A 22002-nucleotide genomic window follows, 5' to 3' on the forward strand; every position below is an offset into this window, starting at 1 on the left:
AGGAGAGCAATGAATACCGTTGCGACAGGACAAGGACTACTAACAGGCAAGGTTGCAGTTGTGACTGGCGCGGCCTCTGGTATCGGCGCCGGGATTGCACTCGCTTTTGCACGAGAAGGCGCGCATCTGGCAGTCGTCGACTTGTGCGGTGAGGCAGACGCGAAACTGGTGCTCGATGAGCTGGAGGCGATGGGTGCAACGGCCCAGTTCTTTCGCACTGATGTGGGCGTCGCTGAGGCCGTCTCCGAACTTGCCGGTGCGGTAACCAGCAGCCTGGGGCCAGTAGATGTGCTCGTCAATTGTGCGGGGGTTTTCACTCAAGCGCTTGTTGAGAACATGACGGTTGACGAGTGGGATTTCGTGATGGGGGTGAACCTCCGTGGTACGTTCCTGTGCACTCGGGCCTTCCTCGGCGGGATGCTTGAACGCGGAGACGGCCGCATCATCAACATTGCCTCCCAGCTCGGCCAGATTGGTGGCGCCGAAGTAGCTCACTACTCCGCCAGCAAAGCGGGTGTTATTGGTTTCACGAAAGCGCTCGCGCGCGAGGTCTCTTCGAGGGGTGTGCTCGTCAATGCAATTGCCCCCGGTCCGATCAACACTCCACTACTCGATTCAGAGACGGAGGAGTGGCGCACTGCAAAGCTGGCCGAATTGCCCATCGGACGATTCGGCGAGGTCAACGAGGTCACGCCTACGGCAGTTCTACTTGCTTCAGCTGGAGGCTCCTATTACGTAGGCCAAACCCTGGGGCCAAACGGTGGGGACGTGATGCTGTGAGGATTGTCGATGTCATCTGCGTGCCCGGCCGTACTGGTTTCTACCGCGATGATCAGATGGCTATTCGCGCAGGAGCCGGGCACGACGGCTTTCTGTACACTGGATCTCCGGTCACCCCCGGATTTCGTTCTGTGCGCGAACCGGGGGAATCGGTCTCGGTGATGATTGTGCTCTCCGACGGACAAGTCGGCGTCGGTGACTGCGCTGAAGTTCAATATTCTGGAGCAGGCGGGCGCGAAAGGGTTTTCCACGCTGACGCTGCGATCCGGCAGATTTCCGAACGGGTCGCTCCTGCGCTTGTCGGTCGCGAGCTTTACAGCTTCCGCGAACTGGCGGAGCAGATTGATGGCGACCCGCATGATCCAGACCGCCTCCCCGCCTCGGTGCGATACGGGGTGACTCAGGCCCTCCTTCATGCCACCTCGCTGACGCATGGCGTGACGATGGCCGAGATCGTGCGGGACGAATACGACACAGGGATCGAGATTTTACCGGTGCCGCTGTACGCGCAAACGGGCGACGAGCGTCGGATAAATGTCGACAAGATGATTCTCAAAGAAGTCGACGTTTTACCTCACGGCCTAATCAACAACGTCGAGACCAAGCTCGGCGTTGACGGCGGACTGCTCAAGGATTACGTCAGCTGGCTAAGCAAGCGCATCCGGACGGTTCGGTTGAATCCGGACTACAACCCGCGGCTCCACATTGACACGTATGGGACAATCGGGATCGCATTCGCGAACGACCTGGATCGCATTGCGGACTACATTGGCGAGCTGGAGAAGTGTGCGTCACCGTTCAAACTGCGTATCGAGCATCCTATCGACGCCGGCAGTCGGGATGCTCAGATCGGGGTATTCACAGCGCTGCGGGCCCTGCTTGCTAAACGTTCAATCCGAGTCGAACTGGTCGTCGACGAGTGGTGCAACACCCTCGAGGACATTGAGGCGTTCGTCTCGGCTCGGGCCGCTGACGTGATCCACGTCAAGACGCCGGACCTTGGCGGTATAAACAACACGATCACCGCGCTACTTCTCGTCCGGGCAAGCGGCCTCGCTGCGTTTTGTGGTGGGACCTGCAACGAAACCGATATATCGGGGCGCGCGTGCGCCCATGTCGCTATGGCGTGCGGGGCGGACCAAGTTCTCGCCAAACCCGGAATGGGCGTCGACGAGGGGCTCATGATTATCGGGAACGAAATGGTGCGAACAGCGGCGCTGGCCGCTGCACGATTGAGCACCTCGGAGTTGCCTCCCTCAGCGGTGGCCGGATGAGGCCACTCGAGGACGTCCGAATAATCGCCATCGAACAGTACGGCGCTGGGCCATTCGGCAGCCTGCACCTCGCGGACCTCGGTGCCGATGTAATCAAGATTGAAGACCCCTCCAGCGGCGGCGACGTCGGGCGCTATGTGGTTCCGCTCCAGGACGGCGAAGACAGTCTTTTTTTTGAAGCGTTCAACCGCAACAAGAGGAGCATTAGCCTCGACCTTTCCACTTCGGGCGGCCGCCGGGTCTTCGAAGACCTCGTTCGCAACAGTGATGCCGTTTACTCGAACCTTCGCGGCGACGTGCCGAGCAAGCTCGGAATAACTTATGAGGCCCTCAAGCATCTCAACCCCAAAATTGTCTGCTGCTCCCTGAGCGGATTTGGGATGTCAGGTCCTCGCAGCGCGCAGCCGGGTTACGACTATCTCCTGCAGGGAATCGCGGGATGGATGGACCTGACTGGCGAACCAAGCGGCCCGCCAACCAAATCGGGGCTCTCTGTCGTCGATTATTCAGGGGGATTGGTCGCGGCCATCGCCCTCCTCTCGGGTCTCCACGCGGCCCGGCGAGACGGCGTGGGCATGGACTGCGACGTGAGTCTTTTCGACACCGCGATTTCGATGCTGACCTACCCCGCGGCCTGGGCGCTGAATAGTGATTTCGTGCCCGAGCGTACGCATCACTCCGCTCATCCGTCCATCGTGCCATTCCAAGCCTTCCCATCTCAGGATGGCTGGTTGGTGGTGGCCTGCGCAAAGGAGAAGTTCTGGTCACGATTGGCCGCTGCCGTCGGCCGACCAGAATTGGCCATGGACGCTAGATTTGACAGCTTCGCGACACGGCTCGCGAACCGAGAAACGTTGACGGACATTCTCGAGGCGGCATTTCGATCCGACACCACCATGTCTTGGATCGAAAAGCTCACCGCAGCTGGTGTACCGTGCGGTCCGGTCAACACGGTCCGCGAGGCGCTCGCGGATCCGCACACCGTAGCGCGCGACATGCTCGTACAGACAGAGCATCCTCGGTTTGGGACCATCGTGCAGGTCGCTACCGCGGCGCGGGTCGGATCGCTCCTGACGGCACGGGGCCGAGCTCCCGCCCGCGATGAAGACGGCCCAGAAATTCTGAGCAACCTGCTCGGATACCCCGAAACGCAAATTCGCGAGCTGCGTGAGACTGGCGCTTTCGGCGCACATAGCTCCGCCGTATCCCCGGCGGTAACAGAAACAGGAGATGCTGATGTTTGACCTTACGGGGCGAGTGGCCCTAATCACTGGCGCCGCCTCAGGCATTGGGGCGGCAACCGCGAGAATATTCGCGGAGGCTGGAGCCGATGTCGCGCTCGCATTTTACCCGCCGGACGGGCACGACATTCGCCCCGTCGTCGCCGCCGTCGAGGCAGCGGGTCGCCGGGCGATCACCGCCCCCGTCGACGTTTCATCCACTGCGGATGTCGAAGGACTCGTGAGAGCCGCCGAAAACGAGTTCGGGGCCGTCCACATTGTGGTCGCCAATGCCGGAATTGCGCGCACCGTGAGCCTCGCCGACTTGGACGACGAGGCGTGGAACTCCGTAATGGAGGTCGACTTGCACGGAGCCTGGCGCTGCTTCCGGGCTGCGATCCCGTCCATGCAGCGCGAGAAATATGGTCGGCTGCTCGCGACCTCATCGGTTGCGGGTACAGTCTCGGGCTGGCCCGAGCATTCCCACTATGCCGCAGCAAAAGCCGGACTTGTCGGGCTCGTGAAGTCGCTCGCCGTGGAGTTCGGTGGCGACGGGATCACGGCCAATGCCGTCGCACCGGGCGTTATCCGAACCCCGCAGTCGCTCGATCCCGTCAACTCACTCGGCCCCGCCGGGGTGGAAGCTGTGGCCAAGAAAATACCTGCCGGGAGAGTGGGAGAACCGTGTGACATCGGGTACGTCTATCGATTCCTCGCCAGTCAAGAGGCGTCTTACGTCAACGGTCAACTTCTGGTCGTGGATGGCGGCCGCAACCTTGCCGGGCTCGACTAGGTGCGTGAACTCGCGCCGAATACCAACCCAGTACACAAACACCAAAGGAGTGAGACTATGTCCCATAATTCGCAGTTTTTCCGTCAGACCGACGTTGCCGATGTTCCCGGGCCAGCCCGCGATTTGATCGGATACGGCGAATTTCCGCCCCGAGTTCGCTGGGCGAATGATGCGAAGGTCGCGATCCAGGTCGTCGTTAATTATGAGGAGGGTTCGGAGAAATCTTTCGCGATGGGCGACGGCGTCAACGACGGAATGTATGAACTCCCGTTCGCCGTTGACGACCAGCGCGACCTCGCGGTCGAGTCAATGTACGAATACGGTGCCCGTGCGGGGATCTGGCGTCTGTTCCGGATCTTCGACGCCGCCAATATTCCGGTCACATTCTTTGCGGCCGCCGTGGCGCTCGAGCGCAACCCGGCGGTTGCGGAGAAGCTCGCTCGCCGTGGCGACGAAGCGGCTGGCCACGGTTACCGATGGAGCAATCACTACGAAATGACCCGCGAGGACGAACGCGAGGCCATTAGGCGCGCGATCGACTCAATTGAGAAGACGACGGGCAAGCGTCCCACTGGCTGGTATTGCCGAGAGATGAGTGTCAACACGCGGGATCTCGTTGTGGAGGAGGGCGGATTCGTGTACGACTCCGATACGTACAACGAAGACATTCCCTACTGGACCCGGGTGGACGGTTCCAACCATTTGGTCGTGCCGTACTCGCTGGTGGTCAACGACGCGCGTTACGTTGTTGGAACCGGATACGCGAGCCCCGAGCACTTCTTCGAGACCGCCAAGGCAAGCTTGGACCGTCTGCGCAATGACGGCGATGATGTGGGTCGAATGATGTCCATCGGCCTGCACCCGCGTATCACCGGGAATCCAGCTCGCGCAGATGCCCTGGCTCGCTTCATCGACTATGCGAAGCAGTTTGACGACGTCGCCTTTATGCGCCGCATCGACATTGCTGAGAAGTTCGCAGAGCAGGTTCCCGCGCCGACTGAGTGACGATGAACGCTGATAGGCAGATTCCAGAAATACTCGTATGTCAGCGATGCCGACATTGGGGTAGCCTGCGACATCGGCGCAACCTGACCGGATTTCCCTACCGCGCACGCACCGGGCTTGCCCTCTGGCGTACAGGTGATTGTCATCTTAGGCTGGAAGTGGGCGTGGGCGTACCGCTACCTGCTCTGCTTCTCCTCACTTAGAACCTAAGTATCCTTCGGAGAAGGAACCGCAATGCCACAGCCGAGATCATGACCGAAGCCCCCCGGGCACTCTCGGGGCTTCGGCGTCTAAAGTCTCGCCAGTATCTGCGCCGATCTTCCCTGCTTCACCCACTACAACATGTGTTGGACCCGTGACCACTTGGATACCGGAATGGCTGCACCGCGCTCGCCGCTGGGGAGGTCGCGCCCGACCTTTTGTCGCTTGCTAATGATGGCCGGTGGACGAGGTCGCCTCCGCATTGGCATTTCTCGTGACCGGCGTGACCTCGGTTCGTCGTTCGTTTCACGTTGCATAGCGACGGTTGGATGTTGTTGATCCGGAACGCAACGACGGTCTTGGGTGAGCGATGGTTGATGGTCGCCTGCGCACGAGCGAACAGTGCGGCTTCGCCGAACACTTAGCTGCCCACAGCCATCGGCGATCTCGCGCCAGGTTCGAAGCCGTCGTCGGCCAGTTCCCGATCCGTCGCTCTGGCAAGCCCGCTGATACCGCTGCGGCGTGCGCGTACTTTGCCTTGGAGGTCGCCTACTGCTTCTTGAGCACCGTGCTCTCACCCGAAAGTCGTTTCTCGGACGGGAGGACCTCTCCCCATCTCCTGCAATCCTCGCGACGGCTGGCCTCAAAGAAGCGCAGGCACGCTTAGGCTTACAGTTTCCAGCGTGTCAGGGCGGCCGCCTCTTCAACGGGAAGCGCTCCGTAGGTGGCTGCGTCGTGACGCCGTACGGCAACGTAGGCGTCGAGAAGAATGGAGCCAAAAGCCTCGCGAACAAACGTGCTCTTCTCGAGCAGGTCGAGCGCTTCGCTAAGGTCGGTCGGGAACGGAGTGACACCGACCGCGAAACGCTCGGCATCAGTGAGAAGCTCAGGATCGACGTTGACAGGTTCAGGCAGCGGGGCTTTAGTGCGCACGCCGTCGAGTGCCGAGGCGATGACTGTTGCGACTGCGAGGTAGATGTTCGCCGCGGGGTCCGCGCACTTCACCTCGACATTCGCTTGCGTCGCCTCTAAACCGGCATAGCCCGGCATGAGTCGCACAGCGACCTCGCGATTTCCGACGCCCCAGCAGATCGCGGCACCCGACCAGTGGTGTGGTTGCAGGCGCTCAAAGCTGAGGGTGCTGCCACCGAGGAGGGCGACGCTTTCTGGCATGTGAGCGAGCACTCCGGCGATCATGTGGCCGCCCTCACTGCTCACCCCCCATGATCCACCCGGAGAGTGAAAGACGTTTATCCCGTCGCGCTGGGCCGAGAAGTGTATGTGGCAGCCATTCGAGGAGGTCGCTGTGCTGGCGACCGGCTGGAATGAGACCAGCAACCCGTGCGCTGCGCTGATGCGGGTGATGACGTGGCGCGCTAGAAGGTAGTCGTCGACCGCCCGGACCGGATTGCGCGGGGCGAACGACACCTCCACCTGCCCGGCACCGTACTCTGGGTGCAGTTGCTCGATCGGCACCCCCGCCTGCTCAAGTCCTCGCAGCACATCCAGGTACCATGCCTCAAGTTCGAGGAAAGGGCGCACCCCGAAACCCGGCCCGAAGTGTGCCAGCACCGGTGCGTCGGCCGAGCCGGTGAAAAGGGTGAACTCCATCTCGAGGCCGATCGCGAAGTTGAGACCGTCGGCGTTTGCTTCTTGGCCGAGACGCCTGAGCAGCGAACGCGAACAGGCCGGATGAGGGCTGCCGTCGAGCGCGTGCAGGTCCGAGGGTGCCCAGGCGAGCCCAGAAATCGGATCGATTAGGGCGACGGCGCCCAAGTCTGGGATGCCCCTCAGATCGCCGACAGTGGAGTCGAGCTCGTCGGTACGGCACGCGTGATCATCGATCGCGAGGAGCAGTGCGACACTTAGCGAAACGGTGGTTCCGCTGCGCGCAGCGCTCTCGATTTTGCGACCGGGTACCACCTTGAGTCGCGAGACGCCGGCGTTGTCGACATGCGAAATCATCAGCGCGCGTACGGCGCCGAGGTCGACGGGCGAAGCCGCGGGTGGGATGCTGGTCATTAAATCTCCTCGTTCGTCTGGATCAAGCGAGCAGTGTGCGGCAGGCTGCGAAATAGGCGAGCATCATCACTCGGGCCACCTGTCGCACGCTCGTGTCGGCGGGGGCGAACTGCGGATGGTGGAGGCCGGGCGAGTGTGGATCGCCGTCGCCCGTACCTGCGAAGACCATGAGAGAGGGCATGTGTACGCTAAAAAAGGCGAAGTCGTCGGCCCCGCACGAGCGCACCGGCGCCGATTCGACGAAGTGGTTAGACCGAAGCTGAGCGGTGAGCTCCACGGCGAGCTCGGCGTTGTTACGGAGCACGGGCTCGCCAACGCTGATCTGCACGTCGGCGGTGCAGCCGTAAGCCTCGGCGGTGGAGTACCCAATCGTCCTGACTAGACCGTGGATCAGCTTTCGATCGGACAGGCTATAGCTTCGGATGGTGCCCTGCAGCAACACCTCAGAGGGGATAGCGTTGTGTGAGTCGCCGCCGCTGATGCGACCCACGGTGATGACCGCAGGATTCATCGGGTCGACCCGACGTGCGACGACCTGCTGCAAGCTCTGAACGATGGCGGCGGCGGCGAGGACGGTGTCGTGGCCGAGGTGAGGATAGGCTCCATGCGCCGGTGTCCCGTTCACGAGGATGTCGAAATTGTCGGCGGCGGCGTTGATGGCCCCCGCCGCTGCGGAGATCGATCCGTCGGGTATGGCGGGTTGCAGGTGCACCCCGATCATCGCGTGGATTTCGTGTTCAAGCAGCGTCGGGTCGTCGACAAAATCCTGCGCGCCGGACGGCATTGTCTCCTCACGCGGTTGGAACACAGCCAACAGCGGTACTGGTATTTTTATACTATCGAGTGCCCGAGTGACCGCCACCAGTGCTGCCATGTGCACATCATGCCCGCAGAGATGGGCGACGTTCGCACGCTGCGAGCGCCACGGGACCTCCGAGCGCTCCTGGATGGGCAGCGCATCGAGCTCGGAGCGGATCGCGATCGACGGACCGTTCGCATCACCGACCCGCAGCACGAAGCCCTCGTGGATGAATTGCGCACCTGGCATCCTGAGTGCTCGTAGGATCTCGTCGCGGGTGTCGAACTCGTCCCCGCCGAGCCTTGGGTCTGAGTGTATACGGTGGCGTAACTCCACCGCCGCGGGCAGGAACGCTTCCAGGGTGTCGAGCACCATCTCCTCCAAGGCGTCTAGTTGCTCGGCCGTGCAGGCGAGTGAACTGCCACTCGCGATCCCATCAACGAAGAATGGCTTCTCGTTCATCGGCTGCCGTCGAGCCGGCGTGCCTCGAGCACACGATCGTCAAGCCCGTGGTTTCCCAGCTCGTAGACGCGCCGAGCATTGCCGGCAGCGACGAGCTCGACGATGCGGTCTGCTTCACCTGTAGTCAGCCAATCGTCGGCTAGCCACTCATCGGCGATGCGCGAGATGGCACTGCGCCACGACGTCGCGCTCACGAGGTAGTGCTCGGCCAGACCATAGGCGTCAGAAGAGTAGAGGACCTTGTGGAAGGGAGCGATCTCGAGCGACTCGCGCACGGCGAAGCCGGCGCTCGCTCCCATGTAGTGGCTCACGAGGCCGACGTCGAGGTAGACGTGAGGGAAAATGTGCGCGAGGCTCCCGGCCTCGCGGATAAATGGGTAACAGTGAAGCAGCATAAACGAGGCGCCCGAGGCGTGGGTGGCGCGGAAGAAGCCGGTCAGACGGGTCGGATCGGACAGGTGCAGATGCACGTCGCTGTCGCCGAAGCCCACGTGAAACTGGATGGGCTTGGCGAGGGCGACAGCCTCCCAGACGACGTGCGCGAGCAGCACCCGGTGATCGAGTCGGTACCCGACCTCAGGGTTGGTGCCAGTCAGCCATTCCGCGGCGGCTGCTTCGACCTCGGCGGCGGTGAAGGGCGAGTCGGGGATGTCGAAACCGGTGCGGTATGCCATCACCGATTTGAAACCCACCGCGCTCGCCGAAGCACGCTGCAACGCCTCCCGGAAGTCGGCCAGGAAACCGGACGCGGTAGTGGAGGGTGCTAACTCCTCTGCGATGCGCTCGAGCCGCACGATCTCGGCCGAACCGATGCCGAGTTCGACGGTCATCGACGAAGGCGACACCACATCGGATGCCGTGAAGCCGGTGTCGAGGATCAGCACGTCGGTGCCGGTAGACGCCATCAGACGGCGGTTGACCTCAGGCGCGCCGAGCTCGTCGCGCCGCGCCAGGTAGTCGGCGATAGATACATGACGCGGCAGACCTAGCAAGGGTGCACACCGCGAGCGGATGCCCAGCCCGAACGGCGAGTCGAGAGTCTCGGTGCCATCGATGCTGAGCCAATCGGACTCGGTGGCGAGCAGCCGGAACTCGTCGGCGGGCAACGCGTCGAAGAGCAGACCATGGCAGTGGTGGTCGACGAGCCTGACGTCGGATGCGATCATTAGGGAGCGACTCCGGAAGCGTCGTCGGTCGCTTCGAAGCGCGAGCCGAACCGGTTGCTGAAGCCAAGGCTGTCCCAGGCCGCGTCGTAGCGGCGCATCCGCTCCACCGGGGTGTCTCCAAGTGAGTCCACGACTCCGGCCAGGAGAGCCTCGGTGACCGCCATCGCCGGCACCATCGAGTCGAGCGGATGTGGCGCGTCGATCGAGCAGGTGAGAACTGCATCGGACTGCGCGGCCAGAGGGCTCATCCATCGATCGGTGAGCAGCACGATTTTTGCCCCGCGGGCCTTCGCCTCGCGGCCGAACTCGATCGTGTTTGACTGGTATCGGCGCAGGTCGACGATTACGATCACATCATTTAAGGCGATGTCGGCGAGCATCGTGGTGCGATCCTCGACGGTGAGGTAGTTGGTGTGCGGCCGCAGCACCTCGAGTGCCAGGATGAGGTTCTTGGCGAGGATAGACGAGAAACGACCGCCGGTTGCATAGATACGGTTCTTCGCAGAGGAGAGCATCGCGACAGCTAAATGGAAGTCGACGGGGTTCATCGTCTCGAAGGTTTCGACGATGCCGCGGCTAAAGATAGCTTGCGAGCGCATCAGCGGGTCTTCGTCTGCTCCGTAGTCCGAGAGCTGCTCGATAGGGGCGAGTGTACGTTCGTAGAGCTCGTGGCGTAACGCGCCCTGAAGTGCTGCATATCCGTCGAAGCCGATGCGCTCCATGAGGCGTAGCACGGTCGGGGCGCTTACACCCGCATCGGTTGCGAGGCTAGCTACCGTGTCGAGGGCCGCCGCCGGATAGTTCGCCAGTAGTGCTCTGGCAACCAGCATCTCGGCACGCGGTAGGGCGGGTAGATGCACTCGGATGAGCTGCGAAACCGTCTGCATGTAACAAACATACCGCAATGTCTCCACTAGATCAGAAATGTAACGTGCCACTCGCTCCGTGATCCCGAGGTCATCCATGCCAGAAGCAGCTTGTTCCGTTCTCGCAACCGCCCAGAACTTAGGCGACGCGCCGTTCGATTCGCAGTCGAGCGTGCCATATGCCGATGCCCTCGTGGCCTACGCCGAACGGCATTGCAAGCGAGTACACCTACCCGGCCACGGCGGCGACACTGCCGGGGTCACGGCCGTGACCGAGTTCTTCGGGGGACGGCTGGCCGAGCTAAACTTCATGCCCATGATCCGCGGAATTGACCTCGGCCCGGAACCCACTGCGCTGGGCCGGTCGTTGGCGTCGGCCGCGAAGGCCTGGGGTTCTCGCTGCACCTGGTTCCTCACAAACGGGGCCACCCAGGACAATCAGGTCGCCTCGATCGCCCGGCGCAGCCTCGGCACCGGACTACTGGTGCAACGATCGGTGCACTCCTCGGTGATCGACGCGATGATGATGACCGGGGCGAACGCTCGGTTCGTCCGCCCGTGTATCGACGACAACCTTGGCATCGCCCATGGGGGACCGCCGCCGACGTACGACAGGAAATCGTGCGGATGCAGGCGGAGGTCAGGGCGCCGGTGGCCGTGTATGTGGTGTCGCCGAGTAATTTCGGATTCGTCTCCGATATAACAGCGATTGCCGAGGTAACGCATGCCGCGGGCATCCCGCTCGTGGTCGACGAGGCATGGGGGCACACACCTGAGCTTCCATCCAGACCTTCCGACAAACGCCCTTGCGAATGGAGCCGATCTCGTCATCTCATCGACTCACAAGCAGGCTGGCTCGCTGACCCAGTCAGCCATGATCCATCTGGGCGACGGGCCTTTCGCTGATCAGCTTGAGCCATTGATAAACCGCGCCCACAGAGCGGTGCAGTCGACTAGTGAGAGCGCCGTACTCTTGGCCTCGCTCGACCTTGCCCGCCGCGCCCTTGTCACGCAGCCCGCCCGGGTGCGACGGTCGATCGACTTCGCGGATTCGCCTCGTGACCAGGTGCGGATTCGCGGGCGGTTCACGATCGCATCCGACCGGTTCCACGAGATTCCCGGCTGGTAGGCGAACGATCCGCTTAAGGTCGTGATTTCCACGATCGACGGGGGCATTACGGGCCACGAGGCGCGTTCGATCCTCGACCAGGCGCACGACGTCCTGTTTGAACTCGCAAACGAAGTTGTCTTAGTGGCGGTGATTGGAGCGGGTGACGATCACAACGCGGGCGTTGTACTCGACCTCTTGCATGGGCTGCCTGTGACGCGTCGGCCGGGGGCCCTGATTCACTGCCGGTTCCGCCCGGTGGGACCCGGCGGATGAGTGAGCGCGAGGCGTTCTTCGCGCGCACCGAGATCGTGCGGCGCACTCCGCCATGGGTGTTGTATCGGCGGATACGATCGCCGGCTACCCACCCGGCATTCCAAACCTGCTCCCCGGGAAGGAGATCACGCAGGCTGGTTTGGAGTATCTACAGGCCGTGGCTGCGAGCCCCAATGACCATGTGCGCGGCACATACGACTCTGGCGTCACCCAGCTTCGGGTTGTGGTCAGTTGAAGTCCGTTCTGGACGATATTTGCCACGTGCGTGACATCTGCAGTTTAAGTTACTGCTAATACATTCTGGGCACTTGGTAGAGATTTCTATCGTCCGACTGGAGAGACGAACACAGGCGATGAAACCAGATGGCGAGCGCTTTGGTAATCAGTCGCGGCGCTCGCAACCCGAGGGTTTGCGACATGTGTTGAATGCACGCCACGCACGAGACATTGACTTATAAGGAGCGTCCAGCAATTCGAGGACGTCTTCAGTCCACAACGAATATGCGCCAGCCCCATCGGCGGCGAAGTAATGCACCGTGAATGTCGTGCTCAGGTCCCTTCGCAGCGTTGCGGCCGGCGCGGCTCGCGAATTACTGGCTGAAGACGTCCTGTTCCGGCCCTTCATCTCAGGCCCGACCGCGCAAGGACGGAAATGGTCAACACGCTCGTGCCTATAAGCATCATCCCAAGAATGGAATCAAAGGGAACATCGGCTTTGGATCCATCCGACGACTATCACGATAAACCTGAGTCGATTGGTTTGGCCTGACCGCACCGGGCTCCAGCCAAAGTCGCGTTCTGGCTAGGCAGAGCGTCTTGGGGAAAAGTTGGGTGGACCGTGTCATCGCGACCCGGTCCGCGGCGGGGCTTCCAGTCGAAGTGCCACGTACAGACCCACTCGACGCTGGCATAGAAGCGCGTGTGCCCATAGTTCTCGAGGCGCCTGGCACCATGACCAACGCGCTCAACCCGGTTCCAGGTTCCGGATTCGCTCCTCTGACAATGACGACGCCACCGCTGAAAATCTGTGGCGGGCGCGTTAGCAATCCGGCCTGATCGACGGGGTTCAAATCTGGAACGCGGTCCCGTGGTATCTGGGACCTACAAAACGGACGCCGCAAGTTGCCCAGAAAGCCGAAGCTGGTGAGATCCTCCGCGAGCTGGCCTAAATGCTTCCTGAACTGCACACGGTCGTTCCACTCGGTGAACACGCGAAGGACACGTGGCGGCGTTTCGCTCGGCCGGGCCTCGGGACTGTGATGCGCACGGTCGAGTCATTTCACAGTGGTAACCAGGCAATGAATCAGCCTGGACTCCGACCTCACCTGCATGCTGCCCTCGCTCGCGCAGCCACTGGGGGACCGCTAACCGCAGCTGAAGACGTATCGATCATGATCGAAATAGACGGCTTCGGAGCGACAACGAATCAATGGTGCGAGGACAACTACGGGGACCGGATTGACGTTCACCCGCGTGGGTGGTGACGGCTTACGGGGGACGTCCGAAACGTTGGCGCGAAGAGCACCGAGATCGAAGTGCGGCCAGGAAACGGTGGGTTGAGTAGTACCCCCCACGGTCCGCCAGGACTGCAACCGCTACTACGCGAAGCCTCACGACGAGGTGAAACGCACGTGCCGCAGCCAGACGGAAGGCCGGCTCCGAACGTACGACGAACATTACCGGGGCCGTCCGCAACAAAGATCACCGCATTGAGTTGCAGCAACAGGCGAAGTGTTTCCCTCTGCTTTCTGATGATAGGAATCAGATATGTTCGTGAAACACCCCATAGAGGTTCACAATCGAGCGGTTCGTCTTGCACCTTCGTGTCACATCGTTCACCGGGGGCATAGAACCTGGGCAGGGCCGCGTTCCGCAACGTCCGGTACCGCCCCCCAATATTACTGAAAGGCGCGAGTTGGCCTGTGGTCCAAACTGAGGGTTGCCAATGTCAGAGCAGCGGACCAACGCATAGCATCGCATGCGACTAATCCGTCAGGCTGTACCGCCCGCTGTGGGGAGCAAAGCGCTTGGCTCGTCGACAGTGCCAGTGGACGTTTGATCCCGGTCTGAGGCAGCGTTGAGCGAACAGTTTCGGAGATGGAGCTGGCGATCGCCGATAAGTTCACCTCCTAGGTCGTGCAGTACCCGTTAGGAATACGAAACCCGGCCGTGTGGATCGGCCGACGTGCAGCATCCGCCTTGTTACCTTGTTCGTAACCTTGGATGGTGTGAGTATCTGGGGGGTGTTGGCCGTCGTAAGGGCTCATCCGGTACCCTACGTGGGAAATATCGGATCATTGGCTTGCAAGGCGGGGTTTTCACAGCGCCAGCCTTTCAGTGCCTCCTTGACGCCGGCCCGAGTGAGGGCGGTGAGTTCCGAGATGCGCAAAACCTGTCGTGATCAGGGTCAGGGTGATTAGGCGGTCTCTTCGTCCTCCCCACTGGCCGACGGCCGGGCCGTTGACCAGCGCTTCGACTTTCAGCATCGGTAAGGGAACTCTTGCGGCGTGGGTGGCGCGCACGTAGGCGAGGGAGTGGGTATCTCGGTGTAAATCGACGCCGAGCTCAGAAAGTAGACGGTGATGAACTTTGTCGCTGCGATTCTGAGATTGATGGAGAGAGCTGACGGCTCATCGTGCCTCAGATGCGTATCCAGACAGTGGTGGGGAGAGTGAACGCGAACAACGCAGCGATAGCGCCCATCGGCCCTGCTGGGTAGTTGCCCAAGCCGAATCTGACCTGGCTCGGCGCCGGGCCTGGGAGGAATTGGACGAGCGCGACCAGGTTTGCGTAATTGGTGACGTTCATCCACCTGCGGCGTTGAACCAGTTCGCCACGGAAAAATCCAAGGCGTACGACTGGGCCACCGAAGGACGTAAGCCCCAATTTCAGGAATACCCGAAAGACCTCGCAAACAGTCCCACGCACGCGAGGTTCAGCCGGCTGCCCTCCGGTGTGGCATTGCCGACTTCCGGTTCGATCAGGCTAGTAGTCGGTACGTCACTTGCTTTTTTGGCCACTCGTGGAATGTTGCACGTTACGGTCCAGTTGTGGGGCCGGCGGCGGTCGCTCGAGAGAACTCGTCAAGCAGGTCCGCGAAGACGGCAACGGTTTCCTCGTCCCAGCGTGCTGCAGCGTGACGAAGGAAACCGATTCGGAATTGCTTCGCGGCCGCGTTGAGTTCTTCGCCAGTCTGGGTGAGATTCAGGTTCACACTCCGGGGATCGGCTCGCCCAGGTGAACGTTGGATATAGCCTGCGCCCTCTGCGGAAGCCACCAGCCGGCTTGCCGTGGATGGCTTCACCGAGAGGTTTCCGGCGATATCTGAAATTCGGGTCTGTTCCCCGTCGGCACGGCGACGGACGATGGTATCAACGACTAGGACGGCTGAGAGATCGGCCACGCCGTTCACCTGCTTTGGCACCTGTAGTAGCCGCCGCATCCTTATCAGGGACGCGTCGATTTTTTCCCACTCATCACCAGGAAGCATAGTTGTACTATACATATATAGTATCGGGGGCCGAAATATGACAATGGTAGGGGATCCGGATGGTAGGTGATCTGATTCTGGTGACCGGCGCGACCGGCAACGTTGGCCGGGTCGTGGTGGAGCGGCTGCTTGCCGCCGGGTGCACAGTGCGGGCTGCAGGGCGGTCTGCCGAGTCAGTTGGCCAGATGTTCGGCGATCGTGTGGACGCCGTCGCACTTGACTTCACTGACCACACCACCTGGGCGGCTGCGTTTGAGGGCATCCAGCGGATGTTCCTGCTGCGCCCACCGCATTTAGCCAAACCAAAAAAGCAAATGATTCCCGCTCTCGAATTCGCAAAGAAGTCCGGTGTAGAGCAGATGGTATTTCTCTCTCTCCAGGGTGCGGAGAAGAACAAGGTTGTACCGCACGCTGCTATCGAAGCGTGGCTTCGCACCTCGGGTGTCACGTGGACGTTCGTGCGTGCTTCGTTCTTTCATCAAAACCTGTCCACCACGCACGTGACTGATATTCGCGATCGCAACGAGATCGTCGTTCCCGCTGGGCTCGGTGCGACGGCTTTTGTCGACGCCGAAGACGTCGGGGCCATCGCCGCAGACGCGTTACTCGACCCGTCGACGCACGCCAACACCGCTGTGACGGTGACTGGGAATGACGCCCTCACTTACGAACAGATCGCCCAGATTCTCAGCGCAGAACTCGGCCGCCCGATCTGGTATGCCCGGCCCGGGATTGCCCGCTACATTTGGCACGCTCGCCGCACCCTGGGTATGCCGTGGGGGATGGTCCTCGTCACTGCCGCAATTTACACCACGGCTCGCCTCGGCCTGGCGGCCAAACTCTCCGATCAGGTCCGCACGGTCCTCGGCCGTGACCCCATTGGGTTCGCTGCCTTTGCCCACCGAGAACGTAGCGTCTGGACTCCCACTTCCACACCGACCGAGAGGCGCATCACATGAAAATTGCACTCCTTGGCGCCACCGGTCTCACCGGCCGCCTCGTCCTTAGGGAAGCGACGGCACGCGGCCACCACATCAACGCTCTCGCTCGCAACGGCGCGTCCCTTCCTGAGGACGGCGTCGCTGTGCACGAAGGCGATATTTGTGATCTCGACGCCGTAACCCGAGTTGTCCAGGGGGCGGACGCCGTGATTTCTGCCGTAGGTGCTCGGGGCCGCGATTCGAACCTCCATACCCTGCTCGCCCAAAACACCACCACCGCGATGAGAACTATGGGCGTGACGCGTTTCGTCGGAATAAGCGTCGGCGGCCTCGACGTTCCGGGCGATCGGAAGGGTCCTCGAGATCGTTTCATCGGAGCCCTCGCCCGCACTCTCGCTGGCGGTGCCTCAGAGGACCGGAGACGTGAATATGAAATCTGGCAAGCCAGTGGATTGCGCTGGACACTCATTCGTGTACCCCGACTGACTGACGGTGAACCCAACACAGCATCCGCTATCGACGTTCATATTCCACCACGCGGCATTACCTTGCACCGAGCTGCACTGGCATCACTCCTCGTGGAGTATGCCACCGCCGAGAAATTCATAGAGCAGGCCCCGTTCGCGGCGAACAGCTAACGTCACCACTGCGCGATCTGCGTTAGCAGAATAGACCGGCGTAGGTGCACGCGCATATTTACCTGCCGCGGCGTCTCCAGCGTTCCCTCGTACGAAGCGAGCTTGCCGGCCTGGCTCTAACTCGGCGGCATCTTTGTGACTGCCCAAATCCGGTGCGGCGGCGAGAAAGGTCCGGCGTGGCATGCGACGGGCCGAGGGGCCGAGGGGCCGAGGGGCCAACATACTCCGAGCGATCACTGATCTAGTCGAGTGTGCTGAGTTCCTGCACGGCACTGCTGGTTCGGGCCGTCGACGGTGCATGCTCCCGCCCCGTTGGCGGAAGTTGCGGCGGGTCGAGATAGCGCAATTACGGATTGTAGCCGTCGCGTTTTTGACGATGACCGCGTCATATCCGGTGACGATTCGGGAGTGTGAAAAAGCCCCACCGAAGGATTCCGGCGGGGCTTTCTTCAGAATGTTGACGTGGTCGCCGTCATTGGCCGCGCGCTGACAGGGTGAGCGAGGGTAAACCTCAGCTGACTCGGAGAGCGGCGGCCAGGCCGTTCAGGGTGACGTTTCCGACGATAGCGGGGCTGATAGGAGTGGACGCTATCTCGCCCAAGAACACCGAGCATTGGAACAGCTAGGCGACCGCCTGGCTGCGTCGTAGACAGCTCCTCAGCGGCTTCAACCGTGATCGCGGTCAACGCTGTCACGAGTGGGCCGGCGCTGCCCTGGCCCCTCGCTAAGCGCTCGTTATCGACCAGCGGCGTGAGCTATCAAGAGGCCCTAGCCAATGAACCCCGTCCTCCTCGGGGGCACGTTGGTCTCGCTTTCCATGTCATAGAGTTCGAGCGCGCGAATGACAAGCGCGATGGTCGCCCACTCTTCGATGTCGTCACTCTGTGGCGGGTTCGCCGCCACCGGCAAGGGCGCCCTCAGCTGTGGCGGTGTAACGACCTCTCGCCACCGGTCATCCCCGACCGTGACAGGAACACGCAAGCGCAGCCCGTAGAGCGTGCCTGGCGCGTTGTACCCCTGGAAGACCACCTCGAGCAAATCATCCGTCTGGGTTGCCGAGACAAGATGCAAACGGAAGGCTGCCTCGTGAAGACGAAAGACTGAGGCCGTTGCAGCGGCAAAGTCGAGGTCAGGCATCATGCCGCTACTATCGCAACCCATGCAGGGCAGACTGTGGACTTGTGTCAACACAGTACGACGTGATGACGCCCTTCGGCCAACCGTCCGAGAGCACGGTGCTGTTCGCGACCACCCGCACAGTCGCCGTCCGGGTGATCTTGCAGCCCGTAAGAGCCCAGCAGGTGTATTCGTTCGCCGTCGTCTCGTAGACGATGGTCGTTCCCTTCGCTGTGCGTGACTTCGGGAACTTCGCCGTCTTCTGAATCATGCTCTTGTCGGTGACGTTGTGGTTTTGGGCGTGCGCCCATCCCCAGGCGGAGTCGCCCTTACGCATAGCCATCTTGAGTGCCTGGTTGTCCTTTTAAGTCGATATCTGGTTATACGGGTTCACCGTGCGCTCCGTCCCGATCGCCATTACCGCACGCGAAACGTTAGCGGCAAGGCTATTCCAGTGCCGCGATCAAGTCGTCGACGGCCGCGGGGCTCAAAAGCTCGTCAAGCACCATAATTGCGGCACCGCGAATGCCAGCGCGGGGTCCGCCTTGAGCTGGCACAATGCTGAGGTGCTGCGTCGCCAGCGGGATAGAGCGTCGGTACACCACTTCTCGGACGCCAGCGATAATCTCTTGCACGTTGACACCCAATTGCCCGCCAATTACGACCACCGACGGGTTGAGTACGCTCACACAGACCGCCGTGACCTCGCCGATCGCCCGGCCCGCCTCTCGTGCAGCTGAGACGGCTGTTGCATCACCGGTTCTGATGCGATCGGTGATGTCACCAGGTTCTATTTTTATGGCTCCTGTCGTGCTCAGGTAAGCCGCGATGGCGGGAGCGCTCGCCGTCGCCTCAAGATCACGGTCGTCGTGTGCGCCCGGAACCTGCACGTGGCCGATATCGCCAGCGGAGCCGCGCGAGCCGCGTTGCAGGGCGCCGCCGCTAATGATTCCGGCACCGATTCCAGTCGATACCTTGATGAAAAGTAGGTCGTTGATCGAGGGCCATTGAATAGCTCGTTCGCCGAGAGCTAGGAGGTTGACATCGTTATCTACTAGAACCGGCGCGTTTAGGCGTTGACGCAAGAAGGCCGGGATGTCGAATCCGTCCCAGCCTGGCATGATCGGCGGGCGGATCGGACGACCCGTCGAATGCTCCACCGGGCCGGGCACCCCCACACCGATTCCGAGTACATGTCGATGCATTCGACCGACCTGGGATAGAAGTCGCGCGGCAGTTTCGGCCGCCCATGTCAGAGTGGCCGTGGGGCCGGCGGCGATATCGAGTGTCTTGCGCTCGTCGATCAGTACGTCGCCGGCGAGGTCTAGGAGGCCGACTGCGCCATGAGTAGCGCCTAGATCGATGCCGATGCAGACCCTCGATGCAGGATCGAACGTTAGTCGGGCGGCCGGTCGCCCACCCGATGTTGGCGCGGTTCCGGAGGGTGCGACAAGTCCGACAGCGGCCAGGGCAGCGACCCTGTTCACTACGCTGGTGCGGGCCAGTCCTGTCTCCTCGACGAGTTCAGACCGGGTGCGAGGTCTGCCATCTCGCAGAATCTGGAACAGCTCGCCTGCGCCGGTGGAAATCATTGAATTTACCTCCCCATGAGGCCACAAACCTCACCCAACCGACATTAGTGGATGAAGTCTCGGGGCCTGAATCAGTACATTTGACAATTATAAGTCAGAAGTGCTACTTTCAACTGTTATAAGACTACGAGGAGGTAGAAGCCGTGAAATTTGCATATGAGGCCAACGCGTGGGGTGGTGTCGTGGGGACTCCAGGGTCTGTAACTGACGTGGCCTCTGGTTTCTACTTCACGCCCGGAGACGTGCACCGCACTCTTGGGGCGATAGCCGCCGCCGGCTACGGGGGAGTTGAACTTTTTGATGGCAACCTTCTTCCATTTGAGGATTCCATCGACGATTTCGTCTCTGCCGTGGAGGCCAATGGCCTCGAGGTCGCAGGTGTGTACAGCGGTGGACATTTCATTTATCCCGACGCCCACGAAGACGAACTCGCTCGTTTTGATCGCTCGATCAGGATCGCCTCGGCAGTGGGCGCGCGCCACTACGTTGTCGGTGGCGGTGCTGTGCGCTCAACGGGCCGCCGGGATGAGGATTTCACCGTGGCTGGCGCCTTCCTTGACAACGTTGCGGAGCGTGCCAAGGCGTCCGGCCTTGTCGCTAGTTACCACCCCCATCTCGGAAGCCTGGCGCAAGCGCCCGACCAAATCGACGCGCTCTTCGCCGCCACGTCTATCGGTCTCTGCATTGACGTCGCGCACGTTGCGGCTGGTGGCGGTGACCCCGTGGCAGTCATTCGCCGTTACGCCGATCGGCTCGCCTACGTTCACCTTAAAGACCTTGATCGCATGACCAACGCATTCCGTCCGCTTGGCGAAGGCGACCTCGACCTTGACGCCATCGTTGAGGCCGTGATCGACGCAGGGTACGACGACTGGATCACGGTTGAACTTGACGGTTTTCAGGGCGACCAAGACCACGCCGCGGCAACCAGTCTGCAATTTCTTCAGCGCGGAAAGCTTTTTTAACTCGCTTGACCCCGATCGACCCAGGTAACGAATCTTCACAGCAAAGGAGCATAAAAATGAAGATCAAAAGCACGTACATTTCCCTTATCGCGGCAGCAGGCTTGCTTGCCTTAGTCGGGTGCACCCCAGCCGGGGGCGCCTCGAATGCCGGTGCCGCCGTCGACCCGAAGATCACCGCAGAAATCAACTCAGCACTGGCCGAGATCACCGGTCAGGTGCTCAGCACCGGACCGAACGGCGAGAAGCCGGCGTCGGTAGAGACGACGTCCGTGACTGATGCGCAGGCCGCAGAAATCGCTGGTATGGGTCTCACCGCCGCCATCGTGATGCATTACGGCGGCAACGACTGGGCAAACGCCCAGATCGCGGGCCTGAACGCGGAATTCGATCGCCTCGGAATCGAAGTCATCGCGACGACGGATGCAAATTTCGACCCGGCTACTCAAGTCTCGAATATTGAGACTGTGCTTGCACAGGACCCCGACATCATCGTCTCGATTCCCACGGACCCCGTCGCGACGGCCAGCGCATACCGTAAGGCCGCCGAGCAGGGCGTCAAGCTTGTCTTCATGGACAACGTGCCCAGCGGATTCGTAGCCGGAGAGGACTACGTATCTATGGTCTCGGCCGACAACTACGGCAACGGTGTGACTTCTGCTTACCTCCTCGCACGTGCGCTCGGCGGTGAAGGCAAGATCGGCGTCATTTATCACGAGGCCGATTTCTTCGTCACAAAGCAGCGTCATCAGGGTTTCACCGACACCATTTCTGAAAAGTTCCCCAACATTGAATTGGTGCAGGAGCAGGGCATCGCGGGTCCGGACTTCGCCGGTGACGCACAAGGTGTAGCGAACGCGATGCTTACTAAGAATCCCGACCTTGCCGGGATCTGGGCCGTCTGGGACGTTCCCGCGGAGGGAGTGATGGCTGCTGCTCGCGAAACCGGTCGCACGGACATCAAGATCGCAACAGAAGATCTCGGCACGAACGTTGCGATCGCACTCGCGAAGAAGCAAATGATCGTCGGTCTCGGAGCACAGCTTCCGTACGACCAGGGCGTAGCAGAAGCCGACCTCGCTGCGCTGAGCATCCTAGGAATCGATGTACCTCCCTATGTGGCAATGAGCTCACTACCCGTTGACCACGAGAACGTGCTGGAGGCGTGGGAGCAGGTCTATCACGCAGCTCCACCCGCGTCTGTGAAAGACGCATACATCAAGTAGTCCCGACACCCCGTGTCGACCTGGTGGGGCGATCGGAGATGATCGCCCCACCCATCACGAAGTAC

At 61.4% G+C, this 22002-nt stretch carries 21 protein-coding genes; 12 read left to right on the top strand and 9 right to left on the bottom strand.

Annotated elements, in window-relative coordinates; translation table 11 throughout:
* The first annotated feature begins 9 nt into the window (after positions 1–9).
* From E3T47_RS03730 to E3T47_RS03750, 5 genes are read left to right on the top strand one after another with little or no spacing between them, the layout of a single operon-like run.
* Positions 10–780 (top strand): SDR family NAD(P)-dependent oxidoreductase, encoded by a 771-nt coding sequence (locus E3T47_RS03730; protein ID WP_134554432.1) that lies wholly within the window; start codon positions 10–12, stop codon positions 778–780.
* Positions 777–2054, top strand: coding sequence for a methylaspartate ammonia-lyase (locus E3T47_RS03735; RefSeq protein ID WP_134554434.1), 1278 nt, complete (start codon positions 777–779; stop codon positions 2052–2054). The genes E3T47_RS03730 and E3T47_RS03735 overlap by 4 nt, the downstream gene beginning before the upstream one ends.
* On the top strand, positions 2051–3298 hold the full coding sequence (locus tag E3T47_RS03740; protein WP_134554436.1) for a CaiB/BaiF CoA transferase family protein: 1248 nt from the start codon (positions 2051–2053) through the stop codon (positions 3296–3298). The genes E3T47_RS03735 and E3T47_RS03740 overlap by 4 nt, the downstream gene beginning before the upstream one ends.
* Positions 3291–4067: an SDR family NAD(P)-dependent oxidoreductase gene (locus E3T47_RS03745; protein WP_241981913.1), complete on the top strand. Its 777-nt coding sequence runs from the start codon at positions 3291–3293 to the stop codon at positions 4065–4067. Before E3T47_RS03740 ends, E3T47_RS03745 begins: the two co-directional genes overlap by 8 nt.
* Positions 4068–5072 carry a polysaccharide deacetylase family protein gene (locus E3T47_RS03750; RefSeq protein ID WP_241981915.1) on the top strand — a complete coding sequence of 335 codons (1005 nt, stop codon included), beginning with the start codon at positions 4068–4070 and terminating at the stop codon, positions 5070–5072. It begins immediately after the preceding gene.
* Positions 5073–5942: 870 nt separating this feature from the next.
* Here the strand turns inward: E3T47_RS03750 and E3T47_RS03755 are convergent.
* From E3T47_RS03755 to E3T47_RS03770, 4 genes are all read right to left on the bottom strand, one after another.
* On the bottom strand, positions 5943–7295 hold the full coding sequence (locus E3T47_RS03755) for a type I glutamate--ammonia ligase (RefSeq protein WP_134554441.1): 1353 nt from the start codon (positions 7293–7295) through the stop codon (positions 5943–5945).
* 22 nt (positions 7296–7317) lie between these two features.
* On the bottom strand, positions 7318–8466 hold the full coding sequence (locus tag E3T47_RS03760; RefSeq protein WP_166805604.1) for a M20 metallopeptidase family protein: 1149 nt from the start codon (positions 8464–8466) through the stop codon (positions 7318–7320).
* 86 nt (positions 8467–8552) lie between these two features.
* Positions 8553–9722, bottom strand: coding sequence for an amidohydrolase family protein (locus tag E3T47_RS03765; protein ID WP_166805605.1), 1170 nt, complete (start codon positions 9720–9722; stop codon positions 8553–8555).
* On the bottom strand, positions 9722–10609 hold the full coding sequence (locus tag E3T47_RS03770; protein WP_166805606.1) for a MurR/RpiR family transcriptional regulator: 888 nt from the start codon (positions 10607–10609) through the stop codon (positions 9722–9724). The genes E3T47_RS03765 and E3T47_RS03770 overlap by 1 nt, the downstream gene beginning before the upstream one ends.
* A gap of 76 nt (positions 10610–10685) precedes the next feature.
* On the opposite strand from E3T47_RS03770, the gene E3T47_RS03775 reads away from it, so the two are divergent.
* The 3 genes from E3T47_RS03775 to E3T47_RS16745 all read left to right on the top strand — a co-directional run bounded on the left by E3T47_RS03775 (position 10686) and on the right by E3T47_RS16745 (position 12207).
* A complete protein-coding gene (locus E3T47_RS03775) occupies positions 10686–11291 on the top strand; it encodes an aminotransferase class I/II-fold pyridoxal phosphate-dependent enzyme (protein ID WP_134554449.1) in 606 nt (201 codons plus the stop codon).
* Between the two features lie 21 nt (positions 11292–11312).
* On the top strand, positions 11313–11717 hold the full coding sequence (locus E3T47_RS03780; RefSeq protein ID WP_134554450.1) for an aminotransferase class I/II-fold pyridoxal phosphate-dependent enzyme: 405 nt from the start codon (positions 11313–11315) through the stop codon (positions 11715–11717).
* Positions 11718–12024: 307 nt separating this feature from the next.
* Positions 12025–12207: an Orn/Lys/Arg family decarboxylase gene (locus E3T47_RS16745; RefSeq protein ID WP_134554452.1), complete on the top strand. Its 183-nt coding sequence runs from the start codon at positions 12025–12027 to the stop codon at positions 12205–12207.
* A 2405-nt stretch (positions 12208–14612) separates the two neighbouring features.
* Here E3T47_RS16745 and E3T47_RS03790 read toward each other — a convergent pair.
* Both E3T47_RS03790 and E3T47_RS03795 read right to left on the bottom strand, forming a co-directional pair.
* Positions 14613–14900: a chromate transporter gene (locus tag E3T47_RS03790; RefSeq protein ID WP_134554454.1), complete on the bottom strand. Its 288-nt coding sequence runs from the start codon at positions 14898–14900 to the stop codon at positions 14613–14615.
* 109 nt (positions 14901–15009) lie between these two features.
* The gene (locus tag E3T47_RS03795; protein WP_166805607.1) at positions 15010–15462 is read right to left on the bottom strand and encodes a MarR family winged helix-turn-helix transcriptional regulator; all 453 of its coding nucleotides are present in this window, start codon (positions 15460–15462) and stop codon (positions 15010–15012) included.
* Positions 15463–15521: 59 nt separating this feature from the next.
* Between E3T47_RS03795 and E3T47_RS03800 the strand changes: the two genes are divergently transcribed.
* Positions 15522–16421, top strand: a complete 900-nt coding sequence (locus tag E3T47_RS03800) for an NmrA family NAD(P)-binding protein (protein WP_134554458.1) — start codon at positions 15522–15524, stop codon at positions 16419–16421.
* Entirely contained in the window at positions 16418–17041 is a 624-nt protein-coding gene (locus E3T47_RS03805) for an NAD(P)-dependent oxidoreductase (protein WP_134554460.1), read from the top strand. Before E3T47_RS03800 ends, E3T47_RS03805 begins: the two co-directional genes overlap by 4 nt.
* 768 nt (positions 17042–17809) lie before the next feature.
* Here E3T47_RS03805 and E3T47_RS03810 read toward each other — a convergent pair.
* The 3 genes from E3T47_RS03810 to E3T47_RS03820 form a co-directional block, all read right to left on the bottom strand.
* Positions 17810–18181 (bottom strand): hypothetical protein, encoded by a 372-nt coding sequence (locus E3T47_RS03810; protein WP_134554462.1) that lies wholly within the window; start codon positions 18179–18181, stop codon positions 17810–17812.
* A gap of 7 nt (positions 18182–18188) precedes the next feature.
* Complete coding sequence (locus E3T47_RS03815; RefSeq protein ID WP_134554464.1) at positions 18189–18500, bottom strand: hypothetical protein; 312 nt, start codon at positions 18498–18500, stop codon at positions 18189–18191.
* A gap of 103 nt (positions 18501–18603) precedes the next feature.
* On the bottom strand, positions 18604–19749 hold the full coding sequence (locus E3T47_RS03820; RefSeq protein ID WP_134554465.1) for an ROK family protein: 1146 nt from the start codon (positions 19747–19749) through the stop codon (positions 18604–18606).
* 143 nt (positions 19750–19892) lie between these two features.
* Between E3T47_RS03820 and E3T47_RS03825 the strand changes: the two genes are divergently transcribed.
* Together E3T47_RS03825 and E3T47_RS03830 are read left to right on the top strand one after the other, a co-directional pair.
* Positions 19893–20714, top strand: coding sequence for a sugar phosphate isomerase/epimerase family protein (locus tag E3T47_RS03825; RefSeq protein WP_134554467.1), 822 nt, complete (start codon positions 19893–19895; stop codon positions 20712–20714).
* Between the two features lie 5 nt (positions 20715–20719).
* On the top strand, positions 20720–21937 hold the full coding sequence (locus E3T47_RS03830) for a substrate-binding domain-containing protein (protein WP_241981916.1): 1218 nt from the start codon (positions 20720–20722) through the stop codon (positions 21935–21937).
* Positions 21938–22002 lie beyond the last annotated feature (65 nt).

Source organism: Cryobacterium ruanii (assembly GCF_004404055.1).
Lineage (GTDB): Bacteria > Actinomycetota > Actinomycetes > Actinomycetales > Microbacteriaceae > Cryobacterium > Cryobacterium ruanii.